The organism is Klebsiella sp. PL-2018 (assembly GCF_019048985.1).
Classification (GTDB): Bacteria; Pseudomonadota; Gammaproteobacteria; order Enterobacterales; family Enterobacteriaceae; genus Klebsiella; species Klebsiella michiganensis.
In genome coordinates this window covers 5,713,400-5,732,899 of the sequence record NZ_CP077673.1, presented here as the reverse complement: position 1 = coordinate 5,732,899, position 19,500 = coordinate 5,713,400, and the positions used below count along the sequence as shown (strand labels likewise).

At 57.6% G+C, this 19,500-nt stretch carries 16 protein-coding genes; 10 read left to right on the top strand and 6 right to left on the bottom strand.

The window, feature by feature from the left end:
- Positions 1–7 precede the first annotated feature (7 nt).
- From MKleb_RS27040 to MKleb_RS27015, 6 genes are all read left to right on the top strand, one after another.
- The gene (locus MKleb_RS27040) at positions 8–1,099 is read left to right on the top strand and encodes a PTS fructose transporter subunit IIC (RefSeq protein ID WP_025107610.1); all 1,092 of its coding nucleotides are present in this window, start codon (positions 8–10) and stop codon (positions 1,097–1,099) included.
- A gap of 11 nt (positions 1,100–1,110) precedes the next feature.
- Positions 1,111–1,962: a class II fructose-bisphosphate aldolase gene (locus MKleb_RS27035; RefSeq protein WP_025107611.1), complete on the top strand. Its 852-nt coding sequence runs from the start codon at positions 1,111–1,113 to the stop codon at positions 1,960–1,962.
- A gap of 80 nt (positions 1,963–2,042) precedes the next feature.
- Positions 2,043–2,903, top strand: a complete 861-nt coding sequence (locus tag MKleb_RS27030; protein WP_004855534.1) for a ketose-bisphosphate aldolase — start codon at positions 2,043–2,045, stop codon at positions 2,901–2,903.
- Positions 2,904–2,953: 50 nt separating this feature from the next.
- Positions 2,954–3,886 (top strand): ROK family protein, encoded by a 933-nt coding sequence (locus MKleb_RS27025; protein ID WP_025107612.1) that lies wholly within the window; start codon positions 2,954–2,956, stop codon positions 3,884–3,886.
- On the top strand, positions 3,867–4,541 hold the full coding sequence (locus MKleb_RS27020; protein ID WP_025107613.1) for a D-lyxose/D-mannose family sugar isomerase: 675 nt from the start codon (positions 3,867–3,869) through the stop codon (positions 4,539–4,541). Before MKleb_RS27025 ends, MKleb_RS27020 begins: the two co-directional genes overlap by 20 nt.
- A 159-nt stretch (positions 4,542–4,700) precedes the next feature.
- On the top strand, positions 4,701–5,432 hold the full coding sequence (locus MKleb_RS27015; protein ID WP_217076372.1) for a MurR/RpiR family transcriptional regulator: 732 nt from the start codon (positions 4,701–4,703) through the stop codon (positions 5,430–5,432).
- 272 nt (positions 5,433–5,704) lie between these two features.
- Here the strand turns inward: MKleb_RS27015 and MKleb_RS27010 are convergent, their stop codons facing one another.
- From MKleb_RS27010 to MKleb_RS26995, 4 genes are all read right to left on the bottom strand, one after another.
- Positions 5,705–7,084, bottom strand: a complete 1,380-nt coding sequence (locus MKleb_RS27010) for a family 4 glycosyl hydrolase (protein WP_014227265.1) — start codon at positions 7,082–7,084, stop codon at positions 5,705–5,707.
- A gap of 13 nt (positions 7,085–7,097) precedes the next feature.
- Complete coding sequence (locus MKleb_RS27005) at positions 7,098–8,657, bottom strand: PTS transporter subunit EIIC (protein ID WP_025107615.1); 1,560 nt, start codon at positions 8,655–8,657, stop codon at positions 7,098–7,100.
- A gap of 189 nt (positions 8,658–8,846) precedes the next feature.
- Positions 8,847–10,562, bottom strand: coding sequence for an AsmA family protein (locus MKleb_RS27000; protein ID WP_025107616.1), 1,716 nt, complete (start codon positions 10,560–10,562; stop codon positions 8,847–8,849).
- Positions 10,563–10,707: 145 nt separating this feature from the next.
- Positions 10,708–12,099, bottom strand: a complete 1,392-nt coding sequence (locus tag MKleb_RS26995) for a nucleobase:cation symporter-2 family protein (protein WP_004855527.1) — start codon at positions 12,097–12,099, stop codon at positions 10,708–10,710.
- 287 nt (positions 12,100–12,386) lie between these two features.
- Here MKleb_RS26995 and gltS point away from each other — a divergent pair, with 287 nt between their 5' ends.
- Positions 12,387–13,589, top strand: a complete 1,203-nt coding sequence (gltS, locus tag MKleb_RS26990) for a sodium/glutamate symporter (RefSeq protein WP_014227262.1) — start codon at positions 12,387–12,389, stop codon at positions 13,587–13,589.
- A gap of 708 nt (positions 13,590–14,297) precedes the next feature.
- Here gltS and glpK read toward each other — a convergent pair.
- Both glpK and MKleb_RS26980 read right to left on the bottom strand, forming a co-directional pair.
- Complete coding sequence (glpK, locus tag MKleb_RS26985) at positions 14,298–15,809, bottom strand: glycerol kinase GlpK (protein WP_004126722.1); 1,512 nt, start codon at positions 15,807–15,809, stop codon at positions 14,298–14,300.
- Positions 15,810–15,830: 21 nt separating this feature from the next.
- Positions 15,831–16,682, bottom strand: a complete 852-nt coding sequence (locus MKleb_RS26980; protein ID WP_004855525.1) for an MIP/aquaporin family protein — start codon at positions 16,680–16,682, stop codon at positions 15,831–15,833.
- A gap of 442 nt (positions 16,683–17,124) precedes the next feature.
- On the opposite strand from MKleb_RS26980, the gene zapB reads away from it, so the two are divergent.
- The 3 genes from zapB (at position 17,125) to MKleb_RS26965 (ending at position 19,464) form a co-directional block, all read left to right on the top strand.
- Positions 17,125–17,370, top strand: coding sequence for a septal ring assembly protein ZapB (gene zapB, locus MKleb_RS26975; protein WP_009652751.1), 246 nt, complete (start codon positions 17,125–17,127; stop codon positions 17,368–17,370).
- Positions 17,371–17,521: 151 nt separating this feature from the next.
- On the top strand, positions 17,522–18,511 hold the full coding sequence (locus MKleb_RS26970) for a sulfate ABC transporter substrate-binding protein (RefSeq protein WP_004126718.1): 990 nt from the start codon (positions 17,522–17,524) through the stop codon (positions 18,509–18,511).
- Between the two features lie 197 nt (positions 18,512–18,708).
- Positions 18,709–19,464: a CDP-diacylglycerol diphosphatase gene (locus MKleb_RS26965; protein WP_025107827.1), complete on the top strand. Its 756-nt coding sequence runs from the start codon at positions 18,709–18,711 to the stop codon at positions 19,462–19,464.
- Positions 19,465–19,500 lie beyond the last annotated feature (36 nt).

Sequence of the window (19,500 nt, the reverse complement as noted above, 5' to 3'; positions counted from 1 at the left end):
ATCTACCATGAGTGAGAATAAAACTCCCGTCTCACAGGAAATTAAGAAGCATTTATTAACCGGTATTTCATGGATGATACCGCTGATCGTCGCCGCCGGGATCTGTATCGCGCTGGGACAAGTCCTTGGCGGGACGAACGTTGGCGAGAAAACCGGCACTATTCCGTGGATGTTAAACCAAATCGGCGGCTGGGGAATGGGGCTGATTGTGCCCTTGATCTGCGCAGCTATCGCTTACTCCATTGCCGATCGTCCTGGATTCGCTCCGGGTTTGATCGTGGGTTTTGTCTGCGGGCAAATTCATACCGGTTTTATTGGCGGCATGCTGGGCGGCTTCCTCGTGGGCTACACGGTACTGGCGCTAAAACACTATATTCGGCTGCCGAAGTCGATGCAGGGGCTGATGCCGATTATGGTGCTGCCGGTATTAAGCACCATCATTAGCGGTTTGCTGATGATGACCCTGATCGGCAAGCCCATTGCCTGGCTGCAGGACGCGCTGATTCACATGCTGGAGTCGATGCAGGGCGGCTCGCGTTTCCTGCTGGGCGCCATCCTTGGCGCCATGGCGACCTTCGACTTCGGCGGTCCGGTGAATAAAACCATGTCGCTGTTTGCCGATGGTCTGCTGGTCAGCGGCGTTTACGGCCCGGAAGCGGTGAAGTTTGTGGGTTCGATAATCCCGCCGTTCGGCATCACCCTCTCGTTCCTGCTGACCCGCCATAAATATACCCGTGCCGAACGCGAAGCCCTGAAGGCCGCGTTCCCGATGGGGATCTGCATGATCACCGAAGGGGTGATCCCCATCGCCGCCCGCGATCTGCTGCGCGTCGTGGGATCCTGCGTGGTGGCGTCAGCGGTGGCCGGTGGCCTGATCATGACCTGGGGCGTGGAGAGTCCGGTGCCGCACGGTGGAATGTTTGTGGTGCCGCTCTTTACGCATCCCCTGCTGTTCTGCCTCTCTCTGGCGATTGGCACCGTGATTTGCGGTGTGATGCTCTCGCTGTGGAAAAAGCCGGTAACCGAGCGCGATGAAGAGTTTGATGAGCTGAACGACCAAAAGGTCAAAGACGACGAAATCACCTTTACCCTCGAATAAACGGAGGCCCTATGTTTGCCGATATGAAAAGTATGGTGATCAAAGCCTGGCGTGAACGGTATGCCCTGCTGGCGATTAACTGCATGAACCTGGAAAGCGCACGCGCGGCGGTGCGCGTGGCGGAAAAACATCGCGCGCCGATTATTCTCAACCTGTATCAGGGGCATCTGTCGCACTTTCCGGCGACGACGGCGGCGGCGGTAGTCAGGGTACTGGCGGAGGAGGCGAGCGTACCCGTGACGTTAAGTCTCGATCACGGCAAAGAGCCGATAAAAATACGTCAGGCTTTCCGCGCCGGATTTAGCGGGTTAATGATCGATGCTTCGGCGTTCGCGCTGGCGGAGAACATCCGCCAGACCCGAGAGGTCGCTGAACTGGCCGCCAGCGTTGGGCTGTGCGTGGAGGGCGAACTGGGGCACCTGGCGGATGCGCCGCGCTACGACCAGGCCAGCAATGCCGATTTAATGACCCAGCCGCAGGACGTCCCTCCCTTTATCGAACAGACCGGGATTGATCTGCTGGCGGTCTCCGTGGGAACCGCCCACGGTATGTACGCCCCCGGCGTAAAACCGAAGCTCGATTTCGACCGCCTGGCGCAGATACAGCGCGCGTCATCCGTGCCGCTGGCGCTGCACGGCGGGAGCGGTACGCCGTTCGAGCAGCTGCAACGTTGCCCGGAATTCGGGGTCGCAAAAATCAACGTTGGGGCGGCGGTATTTGAAGCGGGGAAAGCGGCGCTGCTGCACACCCTGTGCCACGACAGCACCATTGAGCTGGCCGATGCGCTATCGGTGATGGAGCAGGCCAGCGCTGACGCCATCGTTCCCTATTTACACGCATCCGGCTCAATCAACAAAGCCTGATTAAATCTCAGTAAGGCCTTCCATGCCGGCGCCCGTATGCCCTGGCAGGGCTTACCACACCCTGAAACTGGAGAATAACGATGTTAGTTTCAATGCACGAATTACTTAAACCCACCCGTGAACATGGTTTTGCTATCGGCGCATTTAACGTGGCGGATAGCTGTTTTATTCGCGCCGTGGTGGAAGAGGCGGAAGCGACAAATACGCCGGCGATTATTTCCATTCACCCCAGCGAGCATGATTTTGTTGGCGACGCGTTTTTTAGCTACGTGCGGGATATCACCCAGCGCAGCCGCGTGCCTTTCACCCTGCATCTGGATCATGGCGCCTCGGTGGAACATGTTCTGCGCGCCATTCAGTGTGGCTTCACCTCGGTCATGATCGATGGTTCGCTGCTGCCTTATGAAGAAAACGTGGCCCTGACCCGCGAAGTGGTGCGGCTGGCGCACGCGGTGGGGGTGTCGGTCGAAGGTGAGCTGGGGACCATCGGCCAGACCGGAACTTCTGTGGAAGGCGGCGTGTCAGAAGTCACCTATACCGACCCGGCGCAGGCGGAAGATTTTGTCGCCCGTACCGGCGTGGATACGCTGGCGGTAGCGATTGGCACCGCGCACGGTATCTATCCGAAGGGGATGCAGCCGGAGCTGCAGATGCACATTCTGCGCGATATCGCCGGGCGTCTGTCGATTCCGCTGGTGCTGCACGGCGGCTCGGCTAATCCGGATGCGGAAATTGCGGAATCCGTTACGCTTGGCGTCGGCAAAATCAATATTTCCAGCGATATGAAATATGCCTATTTCCAGAAAGTGCGCGAAATTCTGACAAAAGAGACATGGTGGGATCCGAATGTCATTTATCCGGAACCGATTAACGCCGCGCGGAAGGTGATTCGCCACAAAATGAAGCTCTTTGGCTCTACCGGCAAGGCCAGCCTGTACTAATCCCCCGGCGGGGCGGGGAAACCTGCCTCGCTATGAATAAGGAGGCCGGTATGAAGTATTTGGGGCTGGATATCGGCGGGAGCAAAATCGCCGCCGTAGTGATGGATGAACAAGGCCATGAATGGAGGCGTTTTCGCGTTGAAACGCGAAAACAGACCCGGCAGCAGTTTATCGCGACGCTGGTGGCGTTAATCACCGCGATTGGGGATGAGCTGGCTCAGCCTTTGGCTATCGGTATCGCCCTGCCGGGGAGTATCTCCCCGCAGACCGGCAAGAGCCGCAATGCCAATATTCAGGTCATCAACGGCTGCCGCTTACAGGATGAGCTTGAGCAGCGCCTGGGCCAGCCGGTTGTGCTGGCGAACGATGGCAACTGTTTCGCCTTATCAGAAGCCTGCGATGGCGCAGGTGCCGATTATTCGCTGGTATTTGGCATGACGCTGGGGACCGGATGCGGGGGAGGTATTGCGCTTAATCGCCAGATTTTCCCCGGCGCGTCAGGGATTGCGGCGGAGTGCGGGCATATCACGCTGCCGGGATATCAGGAGGTCAACGATGGGCCGCCCGAGCGCTGCTACTGCGGAAAATATAACTGCGTCGAGTCCTTTATTTCCGGCACCGGGCTGAGCGCGCGCTATCGTTTGATGACCCGGCAGGCGCTCAGCAGTCAGGCTATTATCGCCCGGGCGCTGGAGGGCGAGCACGCCGCCTGCGAGCAGGTGCTGCGCTTTCGCCAGCAGCTGGCGCGGACGCTGGCGACGGTGGTGAATCTTATCGATCCCGGCGTGATTGTTCTCGGCGGCGGTCTGTCTAACGTAGCGCTGCTGGTGAACGACCTGGAGGCGGATGTCGCCCCGCTGGTGTTTACCGACCACTTCACCACCCCCATCGTGCCTGCCCGACATGGTGACAGTAGCGGCATGCGCGGCGCCGCCTGGCTGGCCGTCCGAAGCGGAGTCGAAAATGAAACGTTCACAGATTAACTACGCGATTGATAAAGCGCATGCTATCGCCGAGTCCTTTCGCATTTGCTTACCCGAGTTTGCCTGTTTTACCGCCGATATCTGGGTGAAAAAGCGGACTGAAGAGTGGCGAGAAGTTTGGGATCTACAGCTTGGCTGGGATATTACCGATTTTGGCAGCGGCCGTTTTCAGGAAACCGGACTGACGCTGTTGACCCTGCGTAACGGCGCGCCGGGCGATTCGCGTTATCCCAAGCCCTACGCCGAGAAGATGTTGCAGATTCAGCAGGATCAGCAAACCCCCTGGCATTTTCATTATCACAAAATGGAAGATATTCTGAACCGCGGCGGCGGCCGGCTCTGTCTGCAGCTGGCATGGGCGACAGAAGATGAACGGCTGGATATGCAGCGCAGCGTGAGCGTCGCGGTTGATGGCCGCCAGCGCACGCTGAAACCGGGAGAAACCCTGGTTCTTAACCCCGGGCAGGGCGTTTGCCTGCCGCCCACGCTGTACCACCGTTTTTGGGCTGAAAACGCGCTGGTGATGGGCTGGGAAATTTCGATGGTGAACGATGATAAGCGCGACAACCGTTTTCTGGAAGATAGCGGCCGCTTCCCGATGATTCAGGAAGATGAACCGAAAAAATGGTTATTGTGCAGTGAATACGGGCGCTGAAAAGAGATAGACGTTGTCGAATCCACCACCCTCCTTACCGGAGGGTTTTTTTATTCCATTTTGTCTAAAAAAGTAACGTTCATTTCATTCTGGTGATTGATGCCACAGACGCCAGCGCCGCCGGGTGATAGCGTAGTTTAGCGCTGAGAGGAGCCCGGTATGGATTTAGAAAACATCTTTCGTGACGTTAAGCTAAGCAAAACGGAAATGACCGTGCTGCGTTTTATTCAGAACGATCCTGAGCAATGCGTTCGCGAAGGGATCCGCGCCGTGGCGGAGCACTGTTATAGCAATCCCTCTTCGCTGGTACGCCTGGCGAAGAAGCTGAAATTCAGCGGCTGGCTGGAGCTGGTCTATTTTATTAAATTCAATATCACTATGCCCAAACTCGATGTGACCAACGACATCGATTACATGAGCATTCAGCCGGTGGAGCGGATAACGCCGTTGCTGGAAAGCCTGCAACATCACCGCATTTTGATTCACGGCAGCGGCTTTTCGCAGCTGATCGCCCAGTATATTTATAATAAATTTTTGGTGACCGGGGTGGATGCCAGCCTGGCGCTGTGGCCGGATTACGAAATCCTCGAGCAGAAGAACGCCGCCAAATTTGATTCGATCTGGATTATTTCCAAATCCGGACGCAGCAGTTCGGCGCTGAACTGGGTGAAGGCGCTGGAAGGGAAAGAGATTAACCTGGTCTGCTTTACCGGCGATTATCAAAGCCCGCTGGCGCAGGCGGCGGATACGGCGTTTATCATCCATGATCCGCAGAAGTTCGATGATGATATTTACTGGAGTACCCCCTTTTTTGGCTACTGCATACTCGGCTTTGAGCGGCTGCTGAAGATGTGGTTTGTGCAGACGGGGATCCCCGGAGGCGGCGCCTGAGGCGCCTGTCCGGGCTACCGACCCTCAGTCGGCGATGAACCCGTAGCCCGGTCAGCGCAGCGCCACCGGGATGAAACGGCGCAGATATCTCAGCCCGGTACATTTCCCGGAGGCGGCGCGACGCGCCTGTCCGGGCTACCGATCCGCAGACGGCGGTGAATCCGTAGCCCGGTCAGCGCAGCGCCACCGGGGTGAAACAGAGTAGATGTCTCAGGCCCGGCACATTCCCCGGATAACGCGTTAGCCGCCATCCGGGGGATTTCACCGGGCGTTTATTGCCAGTCGGCGAACTGCTTATCGTCGAGATAGGCTTCAACCAGCGTTTTTGCCAGCGAATAAGAGCCGACCAGCGGATGCGCCATCAGCGCCCGTACCGCCAGCGATTTATCGCGCTGCAGAATGGCCGCCACCGCCAGCCGCTCATACTCTTTCACGCTGGCGATCATGTTTTTCTGCGCCGTCGGCACATGCTTCGGCGTCACCGGCTTCAGGCCCTCTTTGCTCAGGTCGCAGCTGATCTCAATCACATCATCCGGGCGCAGGAAGTCCAGCGTGCCGTTGTTGGGCATCGATACCACGATGCGCTTGGTGGTGGTGCTGTTCACTGCCTCCAGAATATCCAGCGCCACGCCCGCGTAGCCGCCGGTATCCGGCTCCTCGATAAATTGCTTTAAGGTCAACGGCTCGCGGGTATGGAATTTTTCCTGCTGCGACTCGTTCTGCATATAGCTATTTTCCCGGCGCAGATAGTGCTTCATCCAGATGGTAAACGCCGCTTCCGGGTTGGCTTTGACATCAACGGTCAGCAGCGCTTCGCGCATATCGTGATTGATGCGCGCAATCTGCTCGCCGCGGGTTTCCGGCGCGTTCTGAATCGCTTTCAAAGCCACTTCGCGATAGTAGTAGTAGTAAAGATATTCATTAAGCAGCTGCTTATCGCATAGCTGAACCAGCTCCGGCGAAAAGTACTGCATCGCCGTCTTGCGATACAGGTCCGGGCTGGCGATCAGGCGCTCGGTGACATCCTCGCCGCGCACGGTGAAATGGGTAAACCAGGAGAAGTGGTTCAGCCCGTAGCACTCGACGCCGAGATCGCGCTCGTCGCAGCCGAGGATCTCGGGCAGCTCGCGAATCAGCTCCGACGGGGCATCGCAGATGCCGTACACCCGACGCTTAAAGCCGGATTTGATAATCGCCTCGGTGACCAGCCCTGACGGGTTGGTGAAGTTAAACAGAATGGCATCTTCGGCGGCGTGCTCTTCAATCAGGCGGCAGTAGTGAAGAATCGCCGGAATGGAACGCATCGCCATGGCGAAACCGCCCGCGCCGGTGGTCTCCTGGCCCAGCGTGTTGTGCGCCAGGGCGATACGCTCGTCGCGGATCCGGCTCTCATCGCCGCCCACCCGCAGGGTGGTTATCACATAGTGGCTATTTTTTAGCGCCGGCACCGGGTCGCTGGTTACGCTGAAATGAATATCCGGGCGAATGGCATTAAACACATAGCGGGCGATCTCGCCGAATATTGTCAGATTCTCCGCGGAGCTGTCGAGAAAGACCACTTCCGTTAAACCAATGCGGTGCGCGTTATATGCCAGAGATTTCGCCAGAAATGCAGAGCGAACGCCGCCCCCGCCTAATACGGTTAATTTCATAAATCACTCCCAATTAATTTTCTGCTAGCCAGCTATCAACCCGGGAACGAACCTGTCCCACTTTGACGCCGTAAATAACCTGAACTTCATTTCGATTTCGTACTACGCCGTTTGCGCCGGTGCTTTTTAATATCGCATCGTCAACCAGATCCATATTATGAATAGAGACGCGCAGGCGGGTAAAACAGTTGTCGACGGAAATAATGTTCTCTTTACCACCCAGACCATTAATAATTTCGTTGGTGACCGACTGCGGTTCGCCCATTTTTTTTCGGTAATCAGCCTTGCTATATAACTTCACGTTTTCATCGTCTTCACGACCCGGGGTTTTAAGATTCAACTTAACGACCAGCGTGCGGAAGATTACGTAGTAGACGGCGAACTGACCAATCCCGATAAGCACGTAGCCGGGCCAGCGGGTCAGGGAGACCGGCAGCGGCAGGTTGTAAATCAGGAACTCAATCAGCCCGGAAGCGCCCCAGGGACGCACGGTAAAGATGTCGCAAATCGCCTGCGAGGCCGCGGTTAACGTGGCGTGGATCACCCACAGCAGCGGCGAAACGAACAGGAAGGTAAACTCAATCGGCTCGGTGATGCCGGTGAGCATAGAGGTGATAATAGCCGGTAGCAGAATCGCTTTGGCCATCATTTTTTTCTCCGGTTTCGCCGTGTGGTAGAACGCCAGCGAGGCGCCGGCCAGGCCGAAGATAGTGGTCATCCCCTGCTGCGAGAAACGCAGCGCCTCGTTCATCACCGGGGTTAAATCCGGGTGGCGCATATAGGCGAGGAAAATCGCCTGGGTGCCGGAGACGACCTGGCCGTCGACGTTCAGCGTACCGCCGATTTGCGTGAGCTGGAACGGCGACCAGACGAAGTGGTGCAGGCCGGTGGGGATGAGGAATTTTTCAAAGAAGCCGTAGACGAAGACCCCCGCCACGCCGGCGTTTTTCATAAAGCCGGTCAGCGCCGCAATGCCGTGGGTCATAAACGGCCAGATCCAGGTAAAGGCGATGGCGTAGAAAATGACGACCGGGGTCATCGCCACCAGCGTCAGCTTGGCTCCGCCGTACATGGAGAGCGCGCCGGGCAGTTCAATCGTCGACACTTTGTTATGCACCCAGGCGATGGTGCAGCCGAGAATAATCCCGAGGAAGACCCCCATATCGACTACCACAAACCCCAGTAGCTGAGTCTGCCCGGTACCGTAATATTCGCCGTTAATTTTTTCCGCGAGTCCGTGGGTATGCTCCAGCCACGAGTGGTTGGCGCCAAGAAACATGATAAAACACATCACCGACACCAGCGCCACTTCGGTTTTTTTATCTTTTGCCAGGCCATAGCTGATGCCGACGCAAAAAAGTAATCCCAGATTGCCGAATAAAGGCCAGAAGGTATCGCCGAGCAGTTGTCCGAGCTGGTGTAAAAAGCTGGTCTCCGAAATTAATGTTGGGTTGGTTAAGACTGAACTGAGTGCCAAAATTAAGCCGATGACCGGCAAGAACAATACTGCACCGATCATTGCTCTGGAGAATTTTTGCATATTCTCCAGAATACGTTGACGTATTACAGACATGGTCGTTCCTTTATTTTTGTAGGTTCAGGGACTTTAATTATTTTTTTAACTTCCAGTATTTTTGTTATAGCAAGTCCGCTATTTGAAAGGAACAGGTTGCGGGAAATAGGTACAAACAGCCGCTTAATGGCAACAGGTTTCGCGAATGGAACAGGCCCCTCTCCCGTGGGGGGAGAGGGAGAGGAGAAGTCAGGGAGTCGTTGTCGCCGGCGCGGAAGGGTGCTGGGTGCTGGTGACCTCCCCGTTGCGCATCACCTGCGCCACCTGCTGTTTCTCCATATTTATCGCGCTCAGCTGGCCGTTGACGGTCGGCTTCAGCGGCGCATCCGCCAGCACGCTGCCGGTCGCCGTCAGCTGAAGGTTACCGTCGCCGGAAACCGGTAGCGCGGGCCATCCCCAGGCCTGCAAAATATTCAGCGGCACGCCGCGACCGTTGAGGCTCAGGTTGACCAGGCGCTGCGGGAGCTGCGACACCGCCGCGGTGGCTTGCAGGATCCCTCGCTCGGTAAAGGCGCTGAGCTCGTTAACGTTCACCGTGGAGGCATTGGCGCTCAGCTTCAGCGACGGGCGGCGGACATCAATACGATTAAAGGTCGCGGCGGCGGCGTTCAGCGTCGCGCTACCGCTCCACACGCCCCAGCTGCGGTTTTTCACCAGCTGCAGCTCGCCGCCGTAGCCGTCGAGCGCGGTGATTTGCCACGGGAACGCCGGTTCAATATCGATAATCAGGTTGCGGCTGGCGCTGAACTTTCTCAGCGTCAGGCTTTGCAGCCAGTCGGGCAGCGGCGCCATCCACAGCTGCTTCCAGTTGGTTGGCAGCGTATATTCCAGCCCGGCGAACGCCGCGTCATCCAACACCAGCGCATGGCCGGCGCGCAGCCAGTTGCCGGACGTGCGCACCATCCCGCCCTCCCAGCGTGAGGTGAACTGGCGCAGCGCGATGCCCTGCGGCGAGAATCCGGCGTTAAGGATCGGGTCGAGGAAGTGCAGCGAGCCGTAAATAAATTCGTTAGCGTTCATCGACAGCGTACCCTCCTGGCTTTGCCAGTCGCCGCGGCTCAGGGTGAGGTTGCGCAGGTTAAGATCGAGGCCGGCGATCGCCCAGTCAGGCCCCTGCAGGCTGGCGTCGGTCACATCAAGGCGACCAATCTGTAGTGACGGCAGGGTGGTCAGAGGCGCGAAAAAGTCGGCGAGTGATTTATCGCTTTGCAGGCGAATCTCGTTGAGCCGCAAATTATCGACCTGCCAGCCGCCGTCGGCGCTGCGTTTCGCCGTGCCGGTGAGCGTACCGCGGGCGACGTCCGCGCCAATGGTCGAGAGGGACACTTCGCCGTTATCAATATTCCCCTGAATCAGCACGTTGCTGGCTTCAATACCGTTGAGCGTCATCGACCCGGCGCTCATCTGAATCTGCGTTTTCTTGCCGAGCACGTTGCCCGCTTCCGGCGCCCACGGGCTGACGCCGCCGGTGACGCGCTGCGCGCTCAGATCCCAGTCGCTCTCCGGGCTATTGAACGCCATATTGCGCAACTGGAGACGGTCGGCGGCGAATGGCAGCGCCGCGGAAGAAGGGGAGAAGTTCAGCGTGCCGTCGCTGAGGACGATTTCGTCTGCATGCAGCGGGTCGCTAAACTGGCGGCTGCTAAACCCGATATCCACCGTTTGCGCCACCAGCGTGGCGGGTTTGCCGTCGCGTCCGAGGGTGACGTTTTGCAGCTGCAGGTACAGTGGCGAGGAGAAATTATGGTCCATCTTGTTGAAAGAGACCTTCCAGCCGGTACCGTCGCTTAGCCAGGCGCTGGCCTGGCGCCCGCCCCACTGGGTTTGCAGCAGGAAGTAAGCGGCAATAATCACCACCAGCAGGGCAATCAGCAGCCAGAGAATCAGCTTTCTGAGAAATTTCATGGTCTTCGATCCTGAGCGAGGCACATAAGGCTGTTATGCCCGAATTATGCGCAATCCTCAAGACAGGAATTGTGTAATGAGATGATGTGAGGTTGATGATGCTGACGCTCCGGCCAGCATCGCGTGGCCGGAGCGTCAGAAAGGATCAGTTTTTCTCTGGCGGGAAAATCAGATTCAGAATAATCGCCGTGATGCCGCCAGCAGCGATGCCGGAGGAGAGCAGATTCTTCAGCCAGTCAGGGGCGAATTGCAGGATCAGCGGCTGCTGGGAAACGCCGAGGCCGACGGCCAGCGACAGGGCGATAATCAGGATCGCGCGGCGGTTCAGCGGCTCGCGGGAGACGATACGCACGCCGGAGGCGGCAATGGTGCCGAACATCACCAGCGTCGCGCCGCCGAGCACCGGCTCAGGAATATGCTGCACGAAGCCGCTTACCGCCGGGAACAGACCGAGTACGATCAGCATCAGCGCGACCACGAAACCGACATAGCGGCTGGCGACGCCGGTCAGCTGTATCACGCCGTTGTTCTGGCCAAAGCAGGAGTTCGGGAAGGTGTTGAATACCGCCGAAACAAACGAGTTCAGACCGTTGGCCAGCACGCCGCCCTTCAGACGCTTCATATATAGCGGGCCGGAAACCGGCTGCTCGGAGACGTCAGAGGTGGCGGTAATATCGCCGATGGTTTCCAGCGAGGTAATCATAAACACCAGCATCAGCGGCAGCAGCAGATTCCAGTCGATGCCCAGCCCGTAGTACAGCGGCGTGGGTACCATAATCAGGCTGCTTTCCGTCGGCGCGGTATTGGCCGGCAGCATATCGAGTAGCCATGCCGCCAGGTAGCCGGCCGCCATCGCGATAACCAGCGAAGCGATGCGCAGGTACGGGTTGCGCTGGCGGTTAAGGATAATAATCAGCGCCAGCACGATCCCTGCCAGCAGCAGGTTTTTTGGCGCGCCGAAGGTATGGTCGGCCATGGCGGCATAGCCGCCGCCGATGGAGGTCAGGCCAACCTGAATCAGCGACAGGCCGATAATCATCACCACCACACCGGAGACCAGCGGGGTAATAATGCGGCGGGCGAGATGCAGAACGCGGGAGAGAACCATCTCTGTGCAGCTGGCCAGCATCAGGGTGCCGAACAGCGCGGCCATCATGGTCGGAACATCGGCGCCGCCGGTTTTCAAGGCGGTCCCGCCCATAATCAGCGGCGCGACGAAGTTAAAACTGGTGCCCTGAATCGAGAGCAGACCAGACCCCACCGGGCCCCAGGCTTTAATTTGAATGATGGAGGCCACGCCGGAGGCGAACAGGGACATGCTGATGATGTGTTGCGTATCCTGAGCCGGAAGGCCCAGAGCCTGGCAAATTAACAGCGCCGGAGTGATGACCGCGACAAACATCGCCAGCAGGTGCTGGAAAGCGGCGAACAGGGTTTGCGGTAGCGGCGGGCGGTCTTCAAGGCGGTAGATTAATTCGCTGGTTTGCTTATGCGCAACCGGTTGCGCATTTTCTGATTCTGCGGTGTTAACGGACATCACAACAATCCCAAAGGTGGCAAAGCGGGGATTTTATCGGACTGTAGACCAAAAGCAAACGTTTGCCACTCTTTAGCGGCAAATATTTAAGCAGGGAATAAGTGTCAAATATTTATTAACATTTTGTATGCTTGATCGCATCATTATCCCTACAAAATATCTTTTCCTGTCCTTTTTTCCGTACTTCTGCTTAAAATCCCTTCCCGATTACTCATGATGAGAAGCAATCGACACCGGGAATACCGTCGCGTGTGAATGGATCATGCGCCTATAAGGAGCTCTTTTTTATGTTTCATCTCGATACCTTATCGACGCTCGTTGCCGCAACACTCGTGTTGCTACTGGGTAGAAAACTCGTTCAAACCGTCCCTTTCCTGAAGAAATACACCATTCCTGAACCCGTTGCGGGCGGCCTGCTGGTCGCGCTGGCGCTGCTGGTATTAAAGAAAAGCATGGATATCGAAATCGATTTCGATATGAGCCTCAAAGATCCGCTGATGCTGGCTTTCTTTGCCACTATCGGCCTGAACGCCAACCTCGCCAGCCTGCGCTCCGGCGGCAAAGTGCTGGGGACGTTCCTGATTGTGGTGGTGGGGCTGCTGCTGCTGCAAAACGCGCTCGGAATCGGCATGGCGAAGCTGCTTGGCCTCGACCCGCTGATGGGGCTGCTGGCCGGTTCGATTACCCTTTCCGGCGGCCACGGTACCGGCGCGGCGTGGAGTAAATTGTTTGTTGAACGCTATGGCTTTGCCAACGCTACCGAAGTGGCCATGGCTTGCGCAACCTTCGGCCTCGTCCTGGGCGGCCTGATCGGCGGACCGGTGGCGCGCTATCTGGTTAAGCACTCTTCCTCCCCGGACGGTACGCCGGACGATCAGCTCGCGCCGACCGCGTTTGAAAAGCCGGATATGGGGCGCATGATCACATCGCTGGTGCTGATTGAGAGCATCGCGCTGATCGCCATCTGTTTGACGGTAGGGAAGATCGTTGCGCAACTGCTGGCGGGAACCGTATTTGAACTGCCCACCTTCGTTTGCGTGCTGTTTATCGGCGTGATCCTGAGCAATAGCCTGTCGGCGCTGGGCCTGTACCGCGTGTTCGACCGCGCGGTGTCGGTGCTGGGTAACGTCAGTCTGTCGCTGTTCCTGGCGATGGCCCTGATGAGCCTGAAGCTGTGGGAGCTGGCGTCGCTGGCGCTGCCGATGATTATTATTCTGGCGGTTCAGGCAGTGGCTATGGCGCTGTATGCGGTGTTTGTGACCTACCGGATGATGGGAAAAAACTACGATGCCGCGGTGCTGGCAGCCGGCCACTGTGGTTTCGGCCTCGGCGCGACGCCGACGGCGATTGCCAACATGCAGGCGATTACCGACCGTTTCGGTCCGTCGCACATGGCGTTTCTGGTGGTGCCGATGGTGGGCGCGTTCTTTATCGATATCGTTAACGCGCTGGTGATTAAGCTCTATCTGCTGCTGCCGGTATTTGGCTGATAAAAAACCGGAGGCGATGCGCTACAGGGTTGTGCGGTCTGCGGGCTGTGTAGCCCGGCTAAGGCGTTTACGCCGCAACCCGGGGATACCCCGGGATTTATACATCGACGCGGTTGCCCCCCGGCTCGCGCTGCGCTTAGCCGGGCTACGGGGTGTGCAGTCTGCGGGCGGTAGCCCGGGTAAGGCGTTTACGCCGCAACCCGGGGATACCCCGGGATATATATATCGACGCGGTTTCCCCCCGGCTCGCGCTGCGCTTAGCCGGGCTACGGGGTTGTGGTCTGCGGGCGGTAGCCCGGGTAAGGCGTTTACGCCGCAACCCGGGGATACTCCGGGATTTATACATCGACGCGGTTTCCCCCCGGCTCGCGCTGCGCTTAGCCGGGCTACGGGGTTGTGCGGTCTGCGGGCGGTAGCCCGGGTAAGGCGTTTACGCCGCAACCCGGGGATACTCCGGGATTTATACATCGACGCGGTTTCCCCCCGGCTCGCGCTGCGCTTAGCCGGGCTACGGGGTTGTGCGGTCTGCGGGCTGTGTAGCCCGGGTAAGGCGTTTACGCCGCAACCCGGGGATACCCCGGGATTCATATATCGACGCGGTTTCTCCCCGGCTCGTGCTGCGCTTAGCCGGGCTACGGGGTTGTGCGGTCTGCGGGCGGTAGCCCGGCTAAGGCGTTTACGCCGCCAGCCGGGAATACTTCCCCCATCTTACGCTTCGTCGTGCTCTTCCCACGCCAGCGCGCGTTTTACCGCTTTCTTCCAGCCGCTGTAGCGATAGTTACGCTCGGTGGTTTCAATCCCCGGACGGAACTCGCGTTCGATGACCGCTTTCTCCTGCAGTTCATCCAGGTTTTGCCAGAAACCGACCGCCAGACCGGCCAGATAGGCTGCGCCCAGCGCGGTGACTTCGCGGACTTCCGGGCGTTCCACGCGGGTGCCGAGAATATCGGACTGGAACTGCATCAGGAAGTTGTTGGCGACCGCGCCGCCGTCAACGCGCAGGGCGTGCAGACGGATCCCGGAGTCAGCCTGCATCGCTTCCAGCACGTCGCGCGTCTGATAGGCAATCGACTCCAGGGTGGCGCGAATAATATGGTTGGAGTTCACGCCGCGGGTCAGGCCGAAGATCGCGCCGCGGGCATACGGGTCCCAGTACGGGGCGCCGAGGCCGGTAAACGCCGGAACGACGTACACGCCGTTGGTATCCTTCACTTTGGTGGCGAAATATTCGGAATCGAACGCGTCGCTAATCAGCTTCATCTCATCGCGCAGCCACTGAATAGAGGCGCCCGCCATAAACACCGCGCCTTCCAGCGCATAGTTCACCTCACCGCGCGGGCCGCAGGCGATAGTCGTCAGCAGGCCGTGCGTTGACGTCACCGCTTTCTCGCCGGTATTCATCAGCATAAAGCAGCCGGTACCGTAGGTGTTTTTCGCCATCCCCTCTTTCACGCACAGCTGGCCGAACAGCGCAGCCTGCTGGTCGCCGGCGATACCGGCGATCGGAATACGCGTCCCGCCTTTACCGCCGATGTTGGTCTGGCCGTACACTTCGGACGACTTGCGCACTTCCGGCAGCATGGCGCGCGGGATATCCAGCGCATCGAGCATTTTGTCGTCCCAGTCCAACTCGTGGATATTAAACAGCATGGTACGCGAGGCGTTAGTGTAGTCGGTTACGTGAACGCGTCCCTGGGTCATTTTCCAGATAAGCCAGGTGTCTACGGTACCGAACAGCAGCTCGCCGCGTTTAGCGCGTTCGCGCGCGCCTTCGACGTGGTCGAGGATCCACTTCACTTTGGTGCCGGAGAAGTAGGGGTCAACCACCAGGCCGGTGGCCTTGCGGATGTACTCTTCCATGCCGTCGCGCTTGAGCTGTTCGCAGATCTCGGCGGTACGGCGGCACTGCCAGACGATGGCGTTATAAATCGGCTTCCCGGTTTCGCGCTCCCACACGATGGCGGTTTCACGCTGGTTGGTGATGCCGATCGCCGCGATTTCATCGGAGCTGATATCGGCTTTTGCCAGCACTTCGACCAGCGTAGAGCTTTGCGATGCCCAGATCTCCATCGGGTCGTGTTCAACCCAGCCTGGACGCGGATAAATTTGTTCGAATTCTCGCTGAGAAACGCTGACGATATTGGCATCGTGATCCATTACCACGGCGCGGGAGCTGGTGGTGCCCTGGTCGAGCGCTACGATATATTTTTTGTCGGTCATAGTATGAGTCCCGTAGTCAGATTACAGCGAAGCTTTGTGTTGCGTCGTAGAGGGGGATGCGGCTTCTTTCTCTTCGACGACGCAGGTGTCGCAAGGCAGGTGGCGGCCAATCAGCTTGCGGTAGCAGAATGCGCCCAGCGCAGCACCGACGATTGGCGCACACAGCGGCACCAGGAAATAAGGAATATCTTTGCCGCCGGTGAAGGCGACGTTGCCCCAGCCTGCCAGCCAGGCGAAGGCTTTCGGTCCGATATCACGCGCCGGGTTCATGGCGAAGCCGGTCAGCGGGCCCATGGATGCGCCGATGACGGCGATCAGCAGACCAATCAGCAGCGGCGCCAGCGGGCCACGCGGCACGCCGTTACCATCGTCGGTCAGCGCCAGAATGACGCCCATCAGGATAGCGGTAATCACCATTTCTACCGCGAAGGCCTGCACAAAATTGATATGCGGATTCGGATAGGTGGAGAAAATGCCTGCCAGCTCGAGACTTTCGACGCTACCGCGCACCATATTGTGGGTATGTTCGAAATCGAAGAAAAGATTGTAATAAAGCCCGTAAACTAAAGCCGCAGCGCAAAAGGCGCCAGCGAATTGCGCAACGATAAATGGAACAACTTTACGACCGTCAAAGCAGGCGAACAGCCACAGCGCGATGGTGACCGCCGGGTTAAGGTGCGCACCGGAAACCCCTGCGGTCAGGTAAATCGCCATGGCGACGCCCAGACCCCAGATGATGCTGATTTCCCACTGACCGAAGCTGGCTCCCGCGACCTTAAGCGCAGCGACGCACCCAACGCCGAAAAAGATCAACAACCCGGTACCGAGGAACTCTGCGATGCACTGGCCTTTTAGTGTTGATGTTTGGCTCATAATCGAATCCTGAAGCGTAGTGATGATTATTGTATGTGTGAAGGTCGCAGGCGACCACGCTGCCATGTAGGCATAGTGTTAATTTATCGTTAACGAACAAAAACGAGAAATATCGAAATTCAAATGTGTGTACCACGTCAAGAAAATGAGCGTTTTCGCGCCATAAACGCGTGTTCGGCCTTTTGCGGGAGCGTTTCACCGCACATTTTTTTACGTGTTGATTAACAATTACGAAAAAGTACCGGGTAAAAGCGGCGAACGGACCAGGTAAAGGCTGAAAAGTGTTGCAAACCGCAATCTACGCGGGTTGTCGCTGGACAGGGGAGGCGGGGCTTCATACAATCGACTACATCACCACTGTAGTGCGCTAATTTTCGTTAAGGCGTCAACGCGTATACGAAACGGACGGTTTCTATCAACGCCTTGCAAGTTCAGGAGAGGTATGACGATGTCATTAGAAGTGTTTGAGAAATTAGAATCTAAAGTTCAGCAGGCGATTGATACCATCACTCTGTTACAGATGGAAATCGAAGAGCTGAAAGAGAAGAACAACACGCTGGCGCAGGAAGTACAGAGCGCGCAGCACAGCCGTGAAGAGCTTGAGCGTGAAAACGGTCAGCTGAAAGAACAGCAGCAGGGCTGGCAGGATCGTCTGCAGGCGCTGCTGGGCCGCATGGAAGAAGTCTGATGCTTCCCGCCCCCTCCCGTTCGGGAGGGGGCAAACTCTCCCCCGCTCTATATACTCACAAGTTATAGCCAATCTTTTTTTATTCTTTAATCATCAGTCCGCTTTCTGGCACGCTTAATCCATCACAACACTACATAAAGAGAGCGGTGCGATGAATAAGTGGGGCGTGGGGTTAACTCTGTTGCTGGCATCCGCCAGCGTTCTGGCAAAAGACATTCAACTATTAAACGTTTCTTACGATCCAACGCGCGAGCTGTACGAACAGTACAACAAAGCCTTTAGCGCGCACTGGAAACAAGAAACCGGCGACAACGTGGTGATTCGTCAGTCCCACGGCGGCTCCGGCAAACAGGCGACCTCGGTGATCAACGGCATTGAAGCCGACGTGGTGACCCTTGCGCTGGCCTATGACGTCGATGCGATTGCCGAGCGTGGCCGAATCGACAAAAACTGGCTGAAGCGTCTGCCGGATAACTCCGCGCCGTATACCTCAACCATCGTGTTCCTCGTACGCAAAGGCAACCCGAAGCAGATTCACGACTGGAACGACCTGATTAAACCGGGCGTGTCGGTGATTACCCCGAACCCGAAAAGCTCCGGCGGCGCGCGCTGGAACTATCTGGCGGCATGGGGCTATGCCCTGCACCAGAACAATGGCGATCAGGCGAAGGCGCAAGAGTTCGTAAAAGCGCTGTTTAAGAACGTCGAAGTACTGGATTCCGGCGCCCGTGGCGCGACCAACACCTTCGTGGAACGTGGGATCGGCGATGTGCTGATTGCCTGGGAAAACGAAGCCCTGCTGGCGACCAACGAACTGGGTAAAGACAAATTTGAGATCGTGACCCCGAGCGAATCGATTCTCGCCGAGCCGACGGTTTCCGTGGTGGATAAAGTGGTCGACAAGAAGGGCACTCGCCAGGTGGCGGAAGCGTATCTGAAGTACCTCTACTCGCCGGAAGGCCAGGAGATTGCGGCGAAGAACTTCTATCGTCCGCGCGATCCTGAGATAGCGAAAAAATACGCGAATGAGTTCCCGAAACTGAAGCTGTTCACCATCGATGACGTGTTTGGCGGCTGGACGAAAGCGCAGAAAGAGCACTTTTCCAACGGCGGCACCTTCGACCAGATCAACCAGCGTTAAATAGCCTCCCCTTATCCCCGCTTGCGCTGCGCTTAGCGGGGATACAACTCTTGTCGCCCGGACAGGCGTAAGCCGCGACCCGGGGCTGAGAAGTCTGGTAGCGCCGCCTCCGGGAAAACACACCGAACCTCTTCCTGTTTTCATTTGGTCATCAAACTGCGTTACTCTTCCGTTTCTGGCTGAGACAGGAAAAAATAATGCGAAGAGTACGATACCTTTTATTAGCGCTGCTGGTGGTCGTTGTGGCGGCGATAGCCGGCGGCTACTACTGGCTTCATTCCGGCAACCCTGATGCGTTGCGCAAAATTGTTCTGCAACAGTGCGTCCCCAATCAACAGCAGCACCAGAATCCCGCGCCCTGTGCGGAAGTGAACCTCAAGGGCGGCTATGTGCTGTTTAAAGACCGCAATGGCCCGCTGCAGTATCTGCTGATGCCGACTTACCGTATTAACGGCACCGAAAGTCCGCTGCTGCTTAATCCCCTGACGCCGAACTTCTTCTGGCAGGCCTGGCAGGGGCGCGAAATCATGAGCCAGCATCGTGGTTCCGCCGTATCGGATGACGCGGTCTCCTTGACCATCAACTCGCGCAGCGGACGCACGCAAAATCATTTCCATATCCATATCTCCTGCCTGCGTCCCGATGTCCGTACCCAGCTGGACAAGGACGCACCCGCTATCAGCAGCCGCTGGTTGCTGCTGCCCGGTGGACTACTGGGCCACGAATATCTGGCGCGTCGGGTCACTGAAACGGAGCTGGCGCAGCGCAGCCCGTTCCTGATGCTGGCCGAAGAGGTGCCGGAAGCGCGTGAACATATGGGCCGTTTTGCGCTGGCGATGGCAAAGCAGAGCGATGGCTCACTGGTGCTGCTGGCGACCGAGCGTAACCTGCTAACGCTTAATCGCGCATCGGCGGAAGAGATTCAGGATCACAGCTGCGCAATCCTGCAATAACCCCACCATATCTGGCGTTTACCTGTCTTATCGTCC